The organism is Curtobacterium luteum (assembly GCF_014646995.1).
Lineage (GTDB): Bacteria > Actinomycetota > Actinomycetes > Actinomycetales > Microbacteriaceae > Curtobacterium > Curtobacterium luteum.
The window spans coordinates 71,008-87,601 of the sequence record NZ_BMOI01000010.1 but is presented as its reverse complement, the minus strand read 5'-3'; the positions used below and the strand labels follow the sequence as shown (position 1 = coordinate 87,601).

The window sequence follows — 16,594 nt, the reverse complement described above, 5'->3', positions numbered from 1 at the left end:
CGGAGTCGGGACTGCTGGTCGTGGCGCGGTCGGCGCAGACTTCCGGGGTGACCGACACCTCGACGCGCCCGATGACCGCCCCGACCACCTGGCACCACGCCTCTGCGATGTGGTCCGTGGTCGAGCTGCTCCTCGGGCTGTCGTTCTGCGCGACCGTCGCGTTCGGCGGGTACGCCGCTGCGACCGGTCACATGCAGGTGCTGTCGCAGGGCGCGGCGATCGTGTTCATCACGACCCTGGTGGTCGTCCTCGTGCACTGGTTCCGTGCCGTGGAGGCTTCCGAGCACTGACCCGCCCGCGGGCGAACCCTCGCACGGTGCGGGCGAGCGCCTCGCCCCGTGCTCGGGCGACCGTCCGTGCGTCGCCGGTTCAGTCCGCCGACGCGGTCGTCCGGCCGCGGGCCGCGCGACGCTCCTCGCGACGGCGCTTCCGGTCCTCGCGACGCTGCTGCCGCGCCTCCTTGCGGGTGATCCCGGCGGCGATCCGGTCGGCCCGACGCTCCCGTGCCCGCTCGACCACGAAGTAGAGCGACGGCAGCACCACGAGGGTCAGCAGTGTCGACGACACCAGGCCGCCGATCACCACGAGCGCGAGCGGCTGCGAGATGAACCCGGACTTGCCGGTCAGCCCGAGCGCCATCGGCACGAGCGCGAAGATCGTCGCGAGGGCGGTCATGAGGATCGGGCGGAGTCGTCGCGTCGCGCCTTCGACCAGGGCCTCGGCGACGCGGAGTCCCCGACGGCGGTACTGGTTCACCAGGCCGACGAGGACGATCGCGTTCGTCACGACGATGCCGACGAGCATGAGCAGGCCGATGATCGACGCGACGCCGAGCGGGATGCCTGTGGCGATCTGCAGCAGGAGCGCCCCGGTCGCGGCGAACGGCACCGACATCAGGAGCAGCAGCGGCTGGAGCAGGCTCCGGAACGTGGCCACCATGATCACGTAGACGATGAGGATCGCGACGAGGATCGCGAGGAACAGCTGGCTGAACGCGGACGACTGGCTCGACGCCACACCGCCGATCGACGCCGAGGCACCGCGCGGGAGCTGCAGCGCGTCGACGGCCGCCGTGACGTTCTGCACGGCCGCCCCGAGGTTCGTGGCGTCCGGGGTCACGGTGATCGTCGCCGTGCGGACCGCGTTCGAGGTCGTGATGGTCGTGGGGCCCTCCGAGCGCTCGACCGTCGCGAGGTCGGACAGCGGGACCTCGCCCGTCGAGGTCGGGATCGCGAGCTTCTTCAGCGCGGCGATCGTCGCCGGCGGGTTCGGGTCGGCGATGTACACGTCGAGCGTGGCGTCGTCGATCTCGACGCTGCCGGTGTCCCGCGGGGAGACGGTCGCCGCGACGAGGGCGCCGACCTGCTGCTCGGTGAGCCCGCGCTCCGCCGCCGCCTGCCGGTCGACCTGCACGGCGAGGTACGGCTCGGCCGCCGACAGGTTGCTCGTCGCCGCCGTGGTGCCGTCGACGCCGCGCATCTTCCGCAGCACCGTGTCGGCCGCGGTCCGGAGCTCCGCCTGGGTCGGCGCGGTGACGTCGACCTCGATGTCGCTCGAGCCGCCGAAGCCGCCACCGGCCGAGGACAGCGACACCTCGCCGACGTCCGCGATCCGTTCGATGCGGTCGCGCGCGGTGGACTGGATCGTGGGCTGGTCGGCCGCGGCGTCGGTCGTGACGTTGTACTGCACGGACGCCGAGGCACCGCCGCCGAAGGCCGCCTGGATGGACTGGCCGCTCGACCCGATGGTCGTCTGCACGGTCTCGACGCCCGTGACGGAACGCAGGGCCTCCTCGACCTTCGCCGCGGCGGTCGACTGGTCGTCGAGGCTCGTGCCCGGCTTCAGGTCCTGGGTGACGGTGAAGGTGTTCTGCCCCGAGTCGCCGAGGTAGTTCGTCTTCACGAACGGCACGGCGGCGGCCGTCCCGGCGAGGACGAAGAGGGCGAGTGCGAGGACGATCCAGGGGCGGCGCATCGCCCAGCCGAGGACCGGCCGGTAGCCGCGCTGGAGCCGGTCGGTGCGACCGGCGTCGTGCAGGTCGGCCGCCGAGGCCAGGGCACCGGTCGCGGCTCCGCTCGTCGCTGCGTCCGCGGCCGTCCCGGTGTCCGCGCCCGGGGCGTCCGCGCCCGTCCCGGCGTGCCGGTGGGTCTTCGGCGGTCGGAGGAACCAGTACGCGAGCACCGGCACGATCGTCAGGGACACCAGCAGCGACGCGACCAGGGCCATGGTCACGGTGAGCGCGAAGGGCCGGAACAGTTCGCCGACCAGTTCCGCGACGAACGCCACCGGCAGGAACACCGCGACGGTGGTCAGCGCCGAGGCGGTGACCGCGCCCGCCACCTCACGGACGGCGTCGAGCACCGCCCGGGACCGGTCGACCCCGGGCTGCATGTGCCGCTTGATGTTCTCGATGACGACGATCGAGCCGTCGACGACGCGGCCGATCGCGATGGTGAGCGCGGCGAGCGTGATGATGTTGAGCGTGTACCCGGCGGCACGCATGCCGATCGCCGCGAGGAGCACCGACGTCGGGATCGAGATCGCCGTGACGAGGGTCGACCGCACCGACAGCAGGAACACCAGGATCACGAGCACGGCGAACCCGAGGCCGAGCAGGCCCTCCTCGGCGAGCGAGTCGATCGACTGCTGGATGTACGGCGCCTGGTCGAACACGACCGTGAACTGCGGGTTGCCCGCGACCTTCGACTCGATGTCGGGCAGCGCCTTCTTCACCGTCTCGGAGACGTCGACGGTGTTCGCCTCCTGCGTCTTCGTGATCGCGATCGTCAGCGCCGTCTTGCCGTCGACACGGCTGATCGAGGTGCGCGGCGACTCCTCGATGGCGACCTTCGCGACGTCGCCGAGCTCCGTCGGCGTGGTGGTCGTGGTGGTGGCGCCCGTCCCGGAGGCGCCGGTGGCGCCCGTGGTCCCGGTCGCGGCCGGACTGGAGGCACTGCTCCCGCCGGCAGCGCCGGTCCCGCTGGTCGTGCCGGTCGCGCCCGCCCCGCTCGTCGTGCCGGTGCCGCTGGTCGCGCCGGTCGCGCTCCCGCCCCCGGAACCGGAACCGTTCGAGCTGGAGCCGCTGCCGCTCGACGACGCCGTCAGCGGCAGCGCCTCGATGTCCTTGATCGACGCGATGCGCTCACCGGTCTGCACCGAGAGCGTCGAGCCGTCCTGGGTGATCGTGCCGCCCGGGGATCAGCGTCCCGTTGTCGTCGAGCGCGTCCGAGATCGACTGCGTCGTCAGCCCCTTCGCCGCGAGCTCGTCCTCGTCCGGCGTGATCACGACCCGGCGCCCGGGGTTGCCGAACACGTCGGCCTGCCGGACCCCGTCGAGCTTCTCGAGGTCGGGGACGGCCGTCGCGTTGAGCCGGTCGACCAGCTGTTCCTGGTTCCCCGAGCCCGTGACCGCGAGCTGCAGCACGGGGAGGTCGTCGAACGAGCCGGTCACGATCTGCGTCTGCACGGTGTCCGGCAGCGACAGCGCGTTGACCGCCGTCTGGATCTTGTCCTCGGCGCTGGCGAGGTTCGAGCCGTAGTCGAACGACGCCGACACGACGCTCTGCCCGGTCGACGAGGTCGCGCTCGTCGACTCGAGGTTCGGCACCACCTGGATGGCCTGCTCGATCTTCGTCGAGACGTCGTTCGAGACCACCTCCGGCGTCGCTCCCGGGTAGGCGCTGACGATCGCGACCTGCGGGAACTCGACGCTCGGGATGAGCTCCTGCTTCAGGCTCGTCAGCGAGATGCCACCGAAGATCGCCACCACGATCGTGACGAGCGCGATGAGGGACCGGTTCCGGATGCTGAAGACCGAGAGGAGGTGCACTGTCCGATCCTCGCAGGCCCGCGACGCTGGAGGCTCAGCCGAGCAACAGGTAGACGGCGAGGACGCCGAGGGCACCGAGCACGCCGGTCCCGAGCGCGACCACCCGCGCCGTCGCCGTCCGGGCCGAGTACACGCCGGCCACGACCACCGCGGCGCCGACGACGATCTCGATCGTCCAGAACGTCGTGCCCGTCGTCGCGGCGACCTGCAGCAGCGCCCGGACGCCCTCACCGACGAGCACGGCGCCCGTCACCCCGGCCGCCGCCGCACGCCACCACGCGGACGTCGACCGGACGGCCCAGACCACCGCGCCCGCGAGGAGCCCGGCCGGGATCCCGATGAGGACCCAGAAGTTCGTGACGGACAGGACGTCCGGGTAGCCGCGGAGGTTCGTCGCGGCCCAGTACCCGACGTGCATGAGCTCGAGGAAGACGACCCCGAGCACCATCGGCAGCACCGGGCGCCGGTGCAGGCCCGCGAGGAGCACGAGGAGCGCCGCCACCACGAACCACGGCCCGGCCGAGTTCGCGAGCTGTCCGAACCCGGGGACCGCCTGCCCGAACGAGCAGAGCACACCCGCCAGCAGGGCGAGCCCGGTCGCCATCGTCACGCGGATCGCCGGTGGCACGGCGTGGGGGTCGGTCTCCCGGCCCGCGGTCCCGGTCTGCGCGGTGTGCACGATCGTCTCCATGCATCCCACGATCCCGGTTCCGGGTCCGGCGGACATCACCCCGGAGACCCGACGGCCTCCACCCACAGGATGATCCCCGCAGGACCACCCAGGGCCGCCCGGCCGGTTCAGACGACGGCTGCGAGCGACCCGCTCGGGCCGACCGACTCCCCGCCGACCCGCGCCCAGGCCCGCTCGAGCACGTCGACCATCCGCGACCGGTCGGCAGCGGGCATCGTGAACGGCACGCGGAGGAACCGCTCGAAGCCGCCGTCCGGGCCGAAGACCCCGCCAGAGGCGAGCACGACCCCCTCGGCCCGCGCTGCCAGGACGAGCGCGCTCGACACCGGCCGCCCGAGCCCGACCCACGTCGTCAACCCGCCCGCCGGTGAGGGGACGTCCCACTCGGGGAGTCGCGCGCGCAACGCGCCCACGACGTCGTCGCGGGCCTGCGCCAGGTACGCACGCCGTTCCTCCAGGACGGCCGCCGTGCGCGGTACGAGCTCCCGCGCGACCAGCTGGTCGAGCACGGGCGTCCCGAGGTCACCGGTCGGACGGGCGAGCAGCAGCCGCTGCAGCAGTTCGGGCCGGGCCCGCACCCATCCGATCCGGAGCCCACCCCAGAACACCTTGTCGGCGGAGCCGATCATGACGACGTCGTCGGACGCAGCGGCGAGCGGCGTCGCCGCGGGCCCGTCGATGCGGAGCTCCCCCATCGTCTCGTCGGCGACCACGGTGGTGCCGACCGCGGCCGCGACGGACACGAGCAGGTCGCGGGCGTCCGGGGTCATCGTCGCGCCGGTCGGGTTGTGCAGCGCGGGCATGACGTACGCGACCGCCGGTGCCGTGCGACGGAGCGTGTGCTCGAGCGCGGTGGTGTCCCACCCCGTCCGCGCGTCGACGGGCACGCCGACGAGCCGGCCACCGACCTCGCGGAACGCCTCGTGCGCGTGCGGGTAGGTCGGCGACTCGACGAGGACCGCGTCGCCGCGTCGGACGAGCACGCGGGCGAGCAGGGCGATCGCGTGCTGCGCGCCGATGGTGACGACGATCTGCGACGGGTCGGTCGGCAACCCCCTGGCCGTGTACCGTTCCGCGATCGCGGCGCGGAGTCCGGGGTCGCCCACGGTGTCGTAGCCGATCCCGGCGAGCGCCGCGGGCACGTGCCGCATCGCCCGCTCGACGGCCTCGGCGATGCCCGGGGCCGCGTGCAGGGCCGCCTTGCGGAGGTCGAGGACGTCGCCGCCGACCACGCCGCCGAGCCGCTCGGGGTCCGGTCGGCCGACGAGGTCGCGCGGCAGGCGCACGACGCTGCCGGATCCCCGGACGGAGACGAGGAACCCGTCTTCGCGGAGGCGCGCGTACGCCCCGGCGACCGTGGTCCGTGAGACGCCGAGGGCCGACGCGAGGCCGCGCTCGGCGGGCAGTCGGACGCCCTGCGGGATGCGGCCGTCGATCGCGAGGACCCGGAGGGCGTCGGAGAGCGCCTCGTACGCGGCGGCGTCCGTACCGGCACGCCAGTCGGTGAGGAGGAGCGCTGCGGACCGGGCGCTCAGCTGGACGGGGGTCATGGGTCCACGGTAGCGCGATTGGCCCTCGACCAGCAGGCCAATCTGCCGCACGATCGGAGCATGTCCCGCACCCCCGCCCTCACCCTCCGGTTCGCGCAGCTCATGGTCGGTCTGTTCCTCTACGGCGCCTCGACCGCGCTCCAGGTCCGTGCGGTGGTGGGTGTCGCCTCGTGGACGGTCCTCACCGAGGGGCTCGAGCACGTCGTGCCGTGGTCGTTCGGGGTCATCACCGTGGTGTCGAGCGGGGTCATCCTGCTGTTCTGGATCCCGCTGCGGCAGAAGCCCGGCATCGGCACCCTGCTCAACGCCCTGGCGATCGGCCCGTCGGCGGACCTCGTGCTGTGGCTCGTCCCGGCGCCCGACGGGCTGCTCCCCCGGGTCGGCCTCTTCGTGGCCGGACTCCTGCTGCTCGCCGTCGCGACGGCGTTCTACATCGGTGCCGGGTTCGGCACCGGCGCGCGCGACGGGCTGATGGTCGGGGTCTCGCAGCGCTTCGGGTGGCCGATCTGGGTCGCCCGGACCGTCATCGAGGTCACCGTCGTCATCGTCGGGTGGCTGCTCGGTGGCGACGTGGGCGCCGGCACGGTGGTCGCCGCGTTCGCGATCGGCCCGATGGTGCAACCGCTGATGCCGCTCTTCCGCCGGTTCCCGTGGAGCCCGGAGCGCACGCGGGTCGCGGTCCCGAGCTCGCTCACCGCCCCTGGCCTGGAGGCGCGGACCACCTCCTGAGTGTTCGCTTGCGGCCGTCGGAACTCGCGATGTATCGTGACCTTAACAGACGCGATACATCGCGAGTTCGAGGAGGCAACATGGCTCAGGAGAAGTGGCTCGTCGAGGAGCCCAAGGTCATCGACACCGGCATCGTCCGTCGCCTGCGCGTCGGACTCGTCGGCGGACAGGTGGACGTCGTCGCGCACGACGAACCGACCGCCCGGGTGGAGGTCCACAGCGTGTCGGGCAAGCCGCTCATGGTCGAGGTGGACGGCGACACCCTCACCGTCGACCACCCGCAGATCCGGTGGGACGACCCGATCGGCTTCCTCAAGTCATTCCGGGGCAAGGCGCACGCCGACGTGAGCATCCTCGTGCCGCGGGACGCTCCGGTGACGCTCGGCGTCGTCTCGGCCGGGTCGCTCCTGTCCGGGACGAACCGCGGCGCGACGCTCAACACCGTCTCCGGCGACGTCGTCGTGGACGGGGTCGCGGGCGACGTCACCGTGAACGCGGTCTCCGGCACGACCACCGTCCGGGAACTCGACGGAGCCCTCACGGTGCACACGGTCTCGGGCGACGTCGTGGCCACCGGCGCGATCCCCCGGTTCCAGGCGGACGGAGTGAACGCCGACGTCGTGCTCGACCTGCACGGCACGCCGGACTCCGCGCGCGTCAACACGGTGTCGGGCTCGGTCAGCGTCCGGCTCGAGGACGGCGTGCCCTACCGGTGCACGGTCTCGACGGCCTCGGGCAAGCTGCAGTTCGACGACTCGGAGATCCGTGGCGTGCGCGGTTCCTACGTCAAGCAGGGCGGGGAGCTCTCCGGCCAGTGGCTCGACCTCAAGGTGAACTCGGTGTCCGGCGACATCGCGGTGCTCCACGCGCCGCCCGGCGCCGACGAGGCCGCGACCACCCCGACGACCGATGGTGAGGTGCCCGCATGAGCCCCGTCTTCGCGCACGGTCACCTGCGCCTCTACCTGCTCGTCCTCCTCGCCGACCACCCGATGCACGGCTACGAGCTGATCACGGCCCTCGGCGACCGCTTCGGCGGCACGTACGTCCCGAGCGCCGGCACGGTCTACCCGCGCCTGGCCAAGCTCCAGGACGAGGGACTCGTGACCGGGACCGCCGACGGCCGGAAGACCGTCTACGCGATCACGGACGCCGGACGCGCCGAGCTCGACGCCCGCGCCGCCGAGGTCGCCGCGCTCGAGGACGGGATGACCGACTCGGTGAAGTCCCTCGCGGACGGCGTGCGGGCCTCGGTCGGCGAGGCCATGCGGTCCCTCCGCGCCGACCTCGCCGCGAGCGCTCAGGCTCCGCGCGGACAGACCGCCGACGAGCCGGTCGACGTCCCGACCGCCGGTGCCAGTGCCCTGCGCGAGGTCGAGATGGTCCTGTCGTCGTTCCGGCAGCAGGTCCGGGCGGACCTCCGCCGGCAGGCGACGCGGGGCACGCTCACCGCGGACACCGTCAGCCGCCTGCGGGACGGACTCGAGGCGGTGCGCCGCTCGCTCTGACGGTGAGCAGCGGAGGCGAGCACCTGACGCGAGCACCGAGGGAGCACCGGACGCGAGCACCGACCGGGGCGGGCCGACACGGCGGGCGCACACCGCGCCTCCCGGTCGGCCCGCCCCCGCAGCGGCCGTGTCCGCCGCTCCTACACCGCGCCCGCGTCGGCGAGGGCGTGCATGGCGTCCCGGAGCGCGCGTGCCGCGCCCGGGCCGGCCCACTCGTACGCCTGCGTGAAGCGCTCGTCGTGCACGTACATGTCGGCGAGCGTGCGGAACCGGTCGGCCGTCAGGGCGGGCCCGGGCGCCTGTGCGAGCCAGGCGAGCTGTCGGCGCGCGAGGGCCGTGCCCGCGGCCGAAGTCGGCGCGTCGTCGGAGACGGCGAGCGCCGCCGCGTCCGTGGCGATCGCGCGCTGTTCTGCTTGGAAGGCCGCTTTGGCGGCCGGGTCGCTCGCCGACCACCAGTCCTGCCCGCGTTGCCAGGCGTCGGCGCCCCAGCGTTCCTCGACCTCCTGACGGAACCGGGTCTGGTCGAACCCGTCGAAGGTGTCGTGCGTGGTCATGTCGTCTCCTCGTTCGATCCTGGTGATGGTGGTGCGCACGGCTGCGAGCTGCCGCGCGAGCCGGTCGCGCTCCTGCTCGAGCCAGGTGACGTGCGCCCGGAGTGCGGCGACGTCGTCCTGCTCGCCGTCGAGCACCCGGGCGATCTCGGACAGTCCGAGGCCGAGTCCGCGGAGGAGCAGGATGCGCTGGAGCCGGACGAGCGCGCCGTCGTCGTAGCGACGGAGCCCGCCCTCGCCCACGGCGGTCGCCGGCAGCAGACCGATCGCGTCGTAGTGGCGGAGCGTCCGACTGGACACGCCGGCCGCGCGTGCCACGTCGGAGATGCCGTGCGGCGCTTTCGCAGCGACGGATGCGTTGTCTGTCCGATCACTCATGCAGGACACGCTAGAGGTTGACGCAGCGTCAATCACAACCCCCTCGCCCTGCACAGGTTGCACGGATGTGCACGAAGACGGAATACCGGCGGGTGCCCCCGTGTTGACTCCGGGTCCGAAATGAGTAGGTTTGCCCGTCGTGACGAACGAGATCCGGTCGCTGAAGGCGCGGCTGATCGGGGACCCCCTCCCCTCCGAGAAGCTCGAGGGACAGCTCCTCCCGAAGCACCTGGCACTGCCGATCTTCGCGAGTGACCCGCTCTCCTCCGTGGCCTACGCGCCGCAGGAGCTCCTCATGATCCTGCTGCTCGGCGGCATGGCCTTCCTGACCTTCGCCCCGTGGGTGGCCGCACTCGTGGTGCTGCTGCTCGTCGTGGTCGTCGCGTCCTACCGGCAGCTCATCAAGGCGTACCCGTCGGGTGGCGGCGACTACGAGGTGGCGCACCGCAACCTCGGCGAGAAGGCCGGCCTCGTCGTGGCGAGCGCGCTGCTCGTCGACTACGTCATGACCGTCGCCGTGTCGGTGGCCTCCGGCGTGGACAACATCATCTCGGCGCTGCCGGTCCTCAACGAGTTCCGGGTCGAGCTCGCGCTGCTCTTCGTCGTGCTGCTCGCGGCGGTGAACCTCCGCGGGGTCCGCGAGTCGAGCAAGGCGTTCGCGATCCCGACCTACCTGTTCGTCGCGTCCGTGTTCGTGATGGTCGTCACGGGCCTGGTGCGGGTCGCCACGGGGCACACCCCTGTGGCCGAGTCCGCGCAGTACACCGTGCAGAACGTCGAGCACACCACCCAGGCCGCCTTCGTCCTGCTCCTGCTCCGTGCCTTCGCCTCCGGTTGCTCTGCGCTCACCGGCGTCGAGGCGATCGCGAACGGCGTGCAGGCGTTCCGCCGTCCGAAGATCCAGAACGCACAGAAGACCCTCGTCGCGATGGGCGGCATCGCGATCGTCCTGTTCATCGGGCTCATCACGCTCGCGCTCGTCGCCCGTGTCCACTACGCCGAGAGCGCCTGCGACCTCCAGGGGTTCGCGAACTGCGCCACGACACCGCAGCGCTCGCTCATCGCACAGATCGCCGCTGCCACGTTCGGGGACAACTCGGTGCTGTTCTTCGTCGTGCAGGCCACCACGGCGGCGGTCCTGCTGCTCGCGGCGAACACGGCGTTCAACGGGTTCCCGCTGCTCGGCTCGATCCTCGCCCGCGACTCCTACGCACCCAAGGCACTCTCGACCCGCGGCGACCGCCTCATCTACTCGAACGGCGTGATCGTGCTCGCGCTCGTCGCGGCCGCCCTGCTCATCGTCTACCGGGCGAACGTCACCACCCTCATCCAGCTGTACATCATCGGCGTCTTCGTGTCGTTCACGCTCGGTCAGACCGGCATGGTCGTGCACTGGACGCGCCTGCTCCGCCAGGACCGCGCGGGCACCGCCACCGAACCCGTGAACCGCGGCCAGGTCGTCCGCTCGCGGCTCATCAACACCGTCGGCGCGAGCTTCACGTTCGTGGTGCTCGTGATCGTCACCATCACGAAGTTCACGCACGGCGCGTGGCTCGTGTTCGTGATCATGCCGGTGCTCTTCGTGCTCATGCTCGGGGTGAACCGCTACTACCGCGACGTCCAGCACGAGATCGCCGCCGACGAGGAGACCGAGTTCGGCGCGACCGGCGACCACGCGATCGTGCTGGTGAACAAGCTCCAGAAGCCGGTGCTCAAGGCCCTCGACTACGCGATCGCCGCGAAGCACGCGAGCTTCGAGGCCGTGCACGTCGCGATCGACGACGCCGAGGCGGCGCGCTTGCGGGCGCAGTGGGCGGAGCACGGCATCGAGGTCCCGCTGACGATCGTGCCGAGCCCGTACCGCGACATCTCGATGCCGCTCATCAAGTACATCAAGGCGCACCGACTGGAGCACGGCTCCGAGGTGATCACGGTCTACACGCCGGTGTTCGTCGTCGGGCACTGGTGGGAGAACCTGCTCCACAACCACCGCGGACGTCGGATCCGGAAGAAGCTCCTGCTCGTCCACGGCGTGACCGTCGCCCTGGTGCCGTGGCTGCTCGACTCGTCGGAGCTCCTGTACGGGCGCCGCTCCCGCCCGCTGCCCGGCCAGGAACGCCGCGGCGAGCCCGTGCGTCCGCCCCTCCGCCGGTCGCCGCACGGCGTCTTCCACGCCGAGCGCAGCGACGACCGCCTGCTCCGGTCCGACCAGCGGAACAGCCTCGCCCCGCAGACCGCGCCCGCGCCCCGGCGGGCGACGCGACCCGCCGGCCCCGCGGAGGGCGTGGACCCGGCACGGTGCACCGGCGAACTGCGGACCCTCGTGGCGTCGCCCCCGACGGGCCGCACGCCCTCGTCGCCGACCTCGCCCCGCGACGCCGACCGCGGATGACACCGCGTGACGGTGGCCGGTCGTACGATGTGACGCCATGACCCCGACCGACCTCCGGACCTTCGCGACCTTCGACGCGCACGGCGGCAAGGTGTCGAAGCGCGTCGAGGTGCTCGACCACGAACCGCCGGCCGGCAGCCCGCTCGAGGGCCTCGTCGCCGTGCTGGGCGAACACCCCCTCGGAGCGGTCGACGAACGGGCCGCCGACCACTCCTCCGAGCTGTCGCGCGGTGCGCGCGCCATCGGGTGGGTCGACCCCGCCACCCTCCGCGACTGGTACCGACCCGACCGCGTCGTCATCAGCCGCCTCGAAGCGCGCAGGTCCGGCATCGTCCCGGGCCTCTACGCCGACTCGCGCGGGCGCGGTCGCGTCCGCATCGACGGCCGGGAGGCACTGCTCGCCCCCGACGGTCGGCCCGCGTTCCGCGCGCTGGCCGGCCCCGACGACGCTCCGGTGGTCGACGTCCCGCTGCCGAAGGACCAGGCCGTCCGGCTCGTCGCGGTGTCCGACGTCACCGACGGGCTGGAGATCGTCACCACCCCGGTGTCCCCGTTCCTGACGCCCGGGCCCCACACGGCGTACGACGCCGACGTCCCGGGCTTGCCGCCCCGCCCGGCCACCGGGACGGTCCTGGTCTCGGCGTCGGTCCTGATCGACGGCACGCTGTACGAGGTCGAGCGCATCGACGAGCGTGCGGCGAGCATGTGGATCCGTCGCGATGGGTCGGTCGTGCCGATCGCGCTGAGCACTGTCGGTCCCGACCTCGTGCGCTACGCCGTCGCGGCTGCCTGACCCCGTTCCGGCCGTCCGGGACCGGCGTCGTCGGGCTGTCCGGGGGACGCCGCGCTGGGGTCCCCGTCGGTGGCCCGGCGTAGCGTCCGCGCCATGAGCGATGCAGACCAGACCGACCAGCAGGGCCAGGCCGACCACACCGGCGAGACCCTCGGCGGTCCCCGCCCCGACCCCTCCACGACCGCGAGCAAGGACCCGGAGGACTGGGTCACCGGCGACGAGCCCATGACCGGTCCGCAGCGCAGCTACCTCGACACCCTCGCCCGCGAGGCCGGCGAGGAACTGCCCGCCGACCTCACCAAGGCGGAGGCCTCGGAGCACATCGACCGACTGCAGCAGCAGACCGGCCGCGGTACCGACTCCGCATCCTGAGCGCGGGTCCGCTGAACGGCGGACCCCAGACTGGGCATGTGCTGGCGATGCCCTGGCGAACTCCGCCGAGGCCCCCGTCCGGGGGTGCTCGGTGACGCGTCAACGGCTACCGTCCCGGGCATGCGAACGACATCGACCTCGATCGGCCTCACCGTGCTCCGCGTCGTCCTCGGCGCGGTCTTCATCGCCCACGGCGCGCAGAAGTTCGCGCAGGGCATCCCGACCGTGAGCCAGGGCTTCGCGGGTATGGGGGTCCCGCTCGCCGAGGTCGCCGCGCCGCTCGTCGCGGGGCTCGAACTCGTCGGCGGGGTGTTCCTCGTGGTCGGTGTCGCGACGCGCGTGGTCGGGGCGCTGCTCGCGGTCGACATGGTCGTGGCGGGGCTCCTCGCGAACGCGACGGCCGGGTTCTTCTCGCAGGACGGCGGTTTCGAGTACGTCCTCGTGCTCGCCGTCGGATCGCTGGCCGTCGCGTTGACCGGGCCGGGGCGCTTCTCGCTCGATGCCCTGCTGCTGCGCGCGACGCGTCGTCGGCGCGGTGTGGACGAGCCGCTGCCGGCCTGAGCCACCCGCGTCCCCGGCGCGACCACCGACGTCCGGGAGGCGCGGGGCGGACCGGCACCGCGCCTCCCGGCCGTCTGCCCGCCTGACGGCGTGGCGGCCTGGCGCGTCGGCGTGCGAGGTTGCGCACATGGTGCGAGGCCGTTGCCCTCGCACCGTGCGCGCAACCTCGCACCGTGCGTCCCGTCCACGCCGTGCGGGCTGCCGTCCACGCCGTGTGGGTCGTCAGGCGGTGCCGGCGAGGACGTCCGTGACCTGCTGGGCGATGCGCCGACCCGCGCGGTTCGCGCCGATGGTGGAGGCCTGCGGGCCGTAGCCGGCGAGGAAGAGGCGCGGCTCGTCCTCGGACCGGCCGTCGGCGACCACGACGCCACCCGCAGCGGTCCGGAGCCGGAGCGGAGCGAGGTGCCGGAGGTCGGCCCGGAAACCGGTCGCCCAGACGACGGCGTCGGCGTGCACGTGCTCGCCGTCCGCGGTGACCACCCCGGACTCGTCGAGGCGTGCGAACATCGGGGCGGCCACGAGCGTCCCGCGGTCGATGCCGGCGCGGATCCGACGCGTGACCGGGATGCCGGTGCCGCTGACGATGCTCGGGAGGACTCGTCCCGTCCGCGCGGCCCGGTCCTGCTCGTCGACCGCCGCGACCGCGGACTCGAGGTCGAGCGAGGCCGTGTCGGACCAGACGACGGGTCGCCGGGTGAACCACCGCGTCGACCGGGCCACGCCGTCGAGCTCGAGCAGGAAGCCGATCGCGCTCGTCCCGCCGCCGACCACCACGACGTCCTGCCCGGAGAACTCCGCGGCGCTCCGGTACTCCGTCGTGTCGAGCTGCCGACCGGCGAACACGTCCCGGCCCGGGTACCACGGCACGAACGGGGTGCCCCAGGTGCCGGAGGCGTTGACGATGACCTCCGAGCTGATCCGGCTCGTCCTCCCGTCCGGCGTCCGCACGGTCGTGCAGAGTCGGTCGGCACCGGGGACGCGCGTCACCGAGGTCACCGCGACCGGGCGACGCACCCGGAGCTCGTAGTGCTGCTCGAACCGGCGGTAGTACTCGCCGACGACGTCCCGCGCGGGACGGGAGCGGTCGGCATCGTCGAACCGGAGACCCATCGCGTGCATGCCCGGGAGGTCGTGCACCCGGTGCGCTGCGCCGAGCCGGAGGGCCTCCCACCGGTGCTGCCACGCCCCGCCGGAGCCCGGCCCACGGTCGAGGACGACGAGGTCCGACCCGGGCACGAGGCCGAGGCGACGCAGGTGGTAGGCCACCGAGAGCCCGGCCTGCCCCGCGCCGATGACGACGACACGCGCGAGCTGGTCGGGAACGGGGTTCGTGGCGTCGCTCATCACATCCGATTCTCCTGGGTGCTCCGCCCTCGCGGCGACGTCCAGATCGGGGTACATGGTAGAGTGATCGGCAGATTTCAAACCACGAACCGTCCGATTCCCCGGGTGTCCACTGACGCCCGCCAGGATCGGACCAGAGCCGATCACGAGGGGGTCACGCATGGGGCGCGGCCGTCAGAAGGCAAAGCACACCAAGGTGGCTCGGGAGCTGAAGTACTTCAGCCCGGAGACGAACTACGGTGCACTCGAGCGAGAGCTCTCCGCCGGGCAACACTCGGACGAGAACTCGTACGTCGACCGCTGGGCGGACCAGTACGGTGACGACGAGGACGACCTCGAGCTCGAGCAACACGAGGACCAGAACAAGTCCGCCTGAGCCGCCCTCGTGCGACACGCCGCTCACCCTCGGGTGTGCGGCGTTTGCGCGTGTCCCGGGCGTGCCCGGCGCGTCGGAGTGCGCCGCGCGCGCGTGCTCGGCGGTGGCTGAGGTCAGCCACCCTGATGGGCGGCGTCTCCGTGCGGTCGCGACACCCCGCGTGCAGCATGCCCGAAGGTCACGGGACGTCTCTCCGTCGGGGCGGACGCGACGTTTCCTGACCGCTGGACGATCCGCGGACGGGGTGTCCCGACCGACGCGGCAGGCGGGGGCGGCCGACGCGGCAGGCGGGGGCGGCCGACGCGGCAGGCGGGGGCGGCCGACGCGGCAGGCGGGGGCGGCCGACGCGTCGCGGCGGGCCCGCGCGCCGGCGTCAGGCGCAGCCGGCGTCAGGCCGCGTAGGACCCGACGAGCCGCACGGCGCCGCCGTCGACGCCCTTGGCGCCCTGCTCGAACCCGGTGAGGTCCTCGCGCGCCGCCGTCGAGATCGTCCCGACCGCCCACGACGGCAGCCCGGCGGCTCCGAGCGAGGCGATGACGTCCGAGGCAGCCCCGGCCGCGACCACGGCGAACATCCCGATGCCGAGGTTCCACGTGCCCTCGGTGTCCTCCAGCGGCGTGCTCGCCATCTCCGCGAGCACACGGAAGACCGGCAGCGGGGACCAGCTCGACCGGTCGACCTCGACCCACGAGCCGACCGGGAGCACACGTGCGAGGTTCGCCGCGATGCCGCCACCGGTGACGTGCGAGAGCGAGTGCACGGCGCCTGGGCGCGCGGACAGCAGCGAGAGCAGCGGCGTCGTGTAGAGGCGCGTGGGCTCGAGCAGGGCCTCCCCCACGGACACCCCGGCGCCGAACTCCGGCAGCTGGTCGGTGTACTGCACGCCGCGCGTCGACAGGATGTGCCGCACGAGCGAGTACCCGTTCGAGTGCAGGCCCGACGAGGCGATGGCGACGACGACGTCCCCGTCCTCGACGAGGTGCGCGCCGAGCTGAGCGCCGGCCTCGACGACACCCGTCGCCGCTCCCGCGACGTCGTAGTCGTCCGGGCCGAGGAGCCCCGGGTGCTCCGCGGTCTCGCCGCCGACGAGGGCGGTCCCGGTGGCCGAGCAGCCGCGGGCGATCCCGGCGGCGATGTCGGCGATGCGGTTCGGCACGACCCGGCCGCACGCGATGTAGTCGGTCATGAACAGCGGACGAGCGCCGACCACGACGATGTCGTCGACGACCATGCCGACGAGGTCCTGCCCGATCGTGTCGTGCTTGTCGATCGCCTGGGCGATGGCGACCTTCGTGCCGACGCCGTCGGTCGAGGTCGCGAGCAGCGGGTGTTCGAAGTCCTTCAGGAACGAGACGTCGTAGAGCCCCGCGAACCCGCCGACACCGCCCGTCACCGAGGCGTTGTGCGTGGCCGTGACGGCCGACTTCATGAGTTCGACCGCGAGGTCGCCGGCTGCTGTGTCGACGCCGGCCTCGGCGTACGGGTTCGTCATGCGTCGTCCTCCGCAGGGCATGGCAGAC

Annotated in this window: 16 protein-coding genes; 9 read left to right on the top strand and 7 right to left on the bottom strand. The window is 72.8% G+C overall.

What is annotated here, in order from left to right:
- Positions 1–47: 47 nt before the first annotated feature.
- Positions 48–290 carry a hypothetical protein gene (locus IEY20_RS12000; protein WP_175327383.1) on the top strand — a complete coding sequence of 81 codons (243 nt, stop codon included), beginning with the start codon at positions 48–50 and terminating at the stop codon, positions 288–290.
- A 79-nt stretch (positions 291–369) separates the two neighbouring features.
- Here IEY20_RS12000 and IEY20_RS11995 read toward each other — a convergent pair whose 3' ends face one another.
- The 4 genes from IEY20_RS11995 to yczR form a co-directional block, all read right to left on the bottom strand.
- Complete coding sequence (locus tag IEY20_RS11995) at positions 370–3,156, bottom strand: efflux RND transporter permease subunit (RefSeq protein ID WP_229728027.1); 2,787 nt, start codon at positions 3,154–3,156, stop codon at positions 370–372.
- Complete coding sequence (locus tag IEY20_RS11990) at positions 3,143–3,829, bottom strand: efflux RND transporter permease subunit (protein WP_175327382.1); 687 nt, start codon at positions 3,827–3,829, stop codon at positions 3,143–3,145. The genes IEY20_RS11995 and IEY20_RS11990 overlap by 14 nt, the downstream gene beginning before the upstream one ends.
- A 34-nt stretch (positions 3,830–3,863) precedes the next feature.
- Positions 3,864–4,520: a DUF6518 family protein gene (locus IEY20_RS11985; protein WP_175327381.1), complete on the bottom strand. Its 657-nt coding sequence runs from the start codon at positions 4,518–4,520 to the stop codon at positions 3,864–3,866.
- Between the two features lie 107 nt (positions 4,521–4,627).
- The gene (yczR, locus tag IEY20_RS11980) at positions 4,628–6,070 is read right to left on the bottom strand and encodes a MocR-like transcription factor YczR (RefSeq protein ID WP_175327380.1); all 1,443 of its coding nucleotides are present in this window, start codon (positions 6,068–6,070) and stop codon (positions 4,628–4,630) included.
- Between the two features lie 60 nt (positions 6,071–6,130).
- On the opposite strand from yczR, the gene yczE reads away from it, so the two are divergent.
- From yczE to IEY20_RS11965, 3 genes are all read left to right on the top strand, one after another.
- Positions 6,131–6,799, top strand: a complete 669-nt coding sequence (gene yczE, locus IEY20_RS11975; protein WP_022905125.1) for a membrane protein YczE — start codon at positions 6,131–6,133, stop codon at positions 6,797–6,799.
- An 80-nt stretch (positions 6,800–6,879) separates the two neighbouring features.
- Positions 6,880–7,728 carry a DUF4097 family beta strand repeat-containing protein gene (locus tag IEY20_RS11970; protein ID WP_175327379.1) on the top strand — a complete coding sequence of 283 codons (849 nt, stop codon included), beginning with the start codon at positions 6,880–6,882 and terminating at the stop codon, positions 7,726–7,728.
- Entirely contained in the window at positions 7,725–8,306 is a 582-nt protein-coding gene (locus tag IEY20_RS11965; protein WP_175327378.1) for a PadR family transcriptional regulator, read from the top strand. The genes IEY20_RS11970 and IEY20_RS11965 overlap by 4 nt, the downstream gene beginning before the upstream one ends.
- Before the next feature lie 140 nt (positions 8,307–8,446).
- Here IEY20_RS11965 and IEY20_RS11960 read toward each other — a convergent pair whose 3' ends face one another.
- Positions 8,447–9,235: a MerR family transcriptional regulator gene (locus IEY20_RS11960; protein WP_175327377.1), complete on the bottom strand. Its 789-nt coding sequence runs from the start codon at positions 9,233–9,235 to the stop codon at positions 8,447–8,449.
- 130 nt (positions 9,236–9,365) lie between these two features.
- Here IEY20_RS11960 and IEY20_RS11955 point away from each other — a divergent pair, with 130 nt between their 5' ends.
- From IEY20_RS11955 to IEY20_RS11940, 4 genes are all read left to right on the top strand, one after another.
- Positions 9,366–11,627: an APC family permease gene (locus IEY20_RS11955; protein WP_188889167.1), complete on the top strand. Its 2,262-nt coding sequence runs from the start codon at positions 9,366–9,368 to the stop codon at positions 11,625–11,627.
- 37 nt (positions 11,628–11,664) lie between these two features.
- Positions 11,665–12,420: a hypothetical protein gene (locus tag IEY20_RS11950; protein ID WP_175327375.1), complete on the top strand. Its 756-nt coding sequence runs from the start codon at positions 11,665–11,667 to the stop codon at positions 12,418–12,420.
- 93 nt (positions 12,421–12,513) lie between these two features.
- The gene (locus IEY20_RS11945) at positions 12,514–12,792 is read left to right on the top strand and encodes a DUF3072 domain-containing protein (protein WP_175327374.1); all 279 of its coding nucleotides are present in this window, start codon (positions 12,514–12,516) and stop codon (positions 12,790–12,792) included.
- A 120-nt stretch (positions 12,793–12,912) separates the two neighbouring features.
- Positions 12,913–13,353: a DoxX family protein gene (locus tag IEY20_RS11940; RefSeq protein ID WP_175327373.1), complete on the top strand. Its 441-nt coding sequence runs from the start codon at positions 12,913–12,915 to the stop codon at positions 13,351–13,353.
- 222 nt (positions 13,354–13,575) lie between these two features.
- On the opposite strand, the gene IEY20_RS11935 is transcribed toward IEY20_RS11940, so the two are convergent.
- The gene (locus IEY20_RS11935; RefSeq protein WP_175327372.1) at positions 13,576–14,697 is read right to left on the bottom strand and encodes an NAD(P)-binding domain-containing protein; all 1,122 of its coding nucleotides are present in this window, start codon (positions 14,695–14,697) and stop codon (positions 13,576–13,578) included.
- Positions 14,698–14,857: 160 nt separating this feature from the next.
- Here IEY20_RS11935 and IEY20_RS11930 point away from each other — a divergent pair, with 160 nt between their 5' ends.
- Positions 14,858–15,073: a DUF3073 domain-containing protein gene (locus tag IEY20_RS11930; protein WP_022905133.1), complete on the top strand. Its 216-nt coding sequence runs from the start codon at positions 14,858–14,860 to the stop codon at positions 15,071–15,073.
- 389 nt (positions 15,074–15,462) lie between these two features.
- Here IEY20_RS11930 and purM read toward each other — a convergent pair whose 3' ends face one another.
- Positions 15,463–16,566, bottom strand: coding sequence for a phosphoribosylformylglycinamidine cyclo-ligase (purM, locus tag IEY20_RS11925; RefSeq protein ID WP_175328738.1), 1,104 nt, complete (start codon positions 16,564–16,566; stop codon positions 15,463–15,465).
- Between the last annotated feature and the right edge of the window lie 28 nt (positions 16,567–16,594).

What these genes read in the sequence shown, in the direction of transcription:
- IEY20_RS11985 (WP_175327381.1), bottom strand. Translation starts at nt 4,520, where the DNA reads ATGGAGACGATCGTGCACACCGCGCAGACCGGGACCGCGGGCCGGGAG.
- yczR (WP_175327380.1), bottom strand. Translation starts at nt 6,070, where the DNA reads ATGACCCCCGTCCAGCTGAGCGCCCGGTCCGCAGCGCTCCTCCTCACC.
- yczE (WP_022905125.1), top strand. Translation starts at nt 6,131, where the DNA reads ATGTCCCGCACCCCCGCCCTCACCCTCCGGTTCGCGCAGCTCATGGTC.
- IEY20_RS11970 (WP_175327379.1), top strand. Translation starts at nt 6,880, where the DNA reads ATGGCTCAGGAGAAGTGGCTCGTCGAGGAGCCCAAGGTCATCGACACC.
- IEY20_RS11965 (WP_175327378.1), top strand. Translation starts at nt 7,725, where the DNA reads ATGAGCCCCGTCTTCGCGCACGGTCACCTGCGCCTCTACCTGCTCGTC.
- IEY20_RS11960 (WP_175327377.1), bottom strand. Translation starts at nt 9,235, where the DNA reads ATGAGTGATCGGACAGACAACGCATCCGTCGCTGCGAAAGCGCCGCAC.
- IEY20_RS11950 (WP_175327375.1), top strand. Translation starts at nt 11,665, where the DNA reads ATGACCCCGACCGACCTCCGGACCTTCGCGACCTTCGACGCGCACGGC.
- IEY20_RS11945 (WP_175327374.1), top strand. Translation starts at nt 12,514, where the DNA reads ATGAGCGATGCAGACCAGACCGACCAGCAGGGCCAGGCCGACCACACC.
- IEY20_RS11940 (WP_175327373.1), top strand. Translation starts at nt 12,913, where the DNA reads ATGCGAACGACATCGACCTCGATCGGCCTCACCGTGCTCCGCGTCGTC.
- IEY20_RS11935 (WP_175327372.1), bottom strand. Translation starts at nt 14,697, where the DNA reads ATGAGCGACGCCACGAACCCCGTTCCCGACCAGCTCGCGCGTGTCGTC.
- IEY20_RS11930 (WP_022905133.1), top strand. Translation starts at nt 14,858, where the DNA reads ATGGGGCGCGGCCGTCAGAAGGCAAAGCACACCAAGGTGGCTCGGGAG.
- purM (WP_175328738.1), bottom strand. Translation starts at nt 16,566, where the DNA reads ATGACGAACCCGTACGCCGAGGCCGGCGTCGACACAGCAGCCGGCGAC.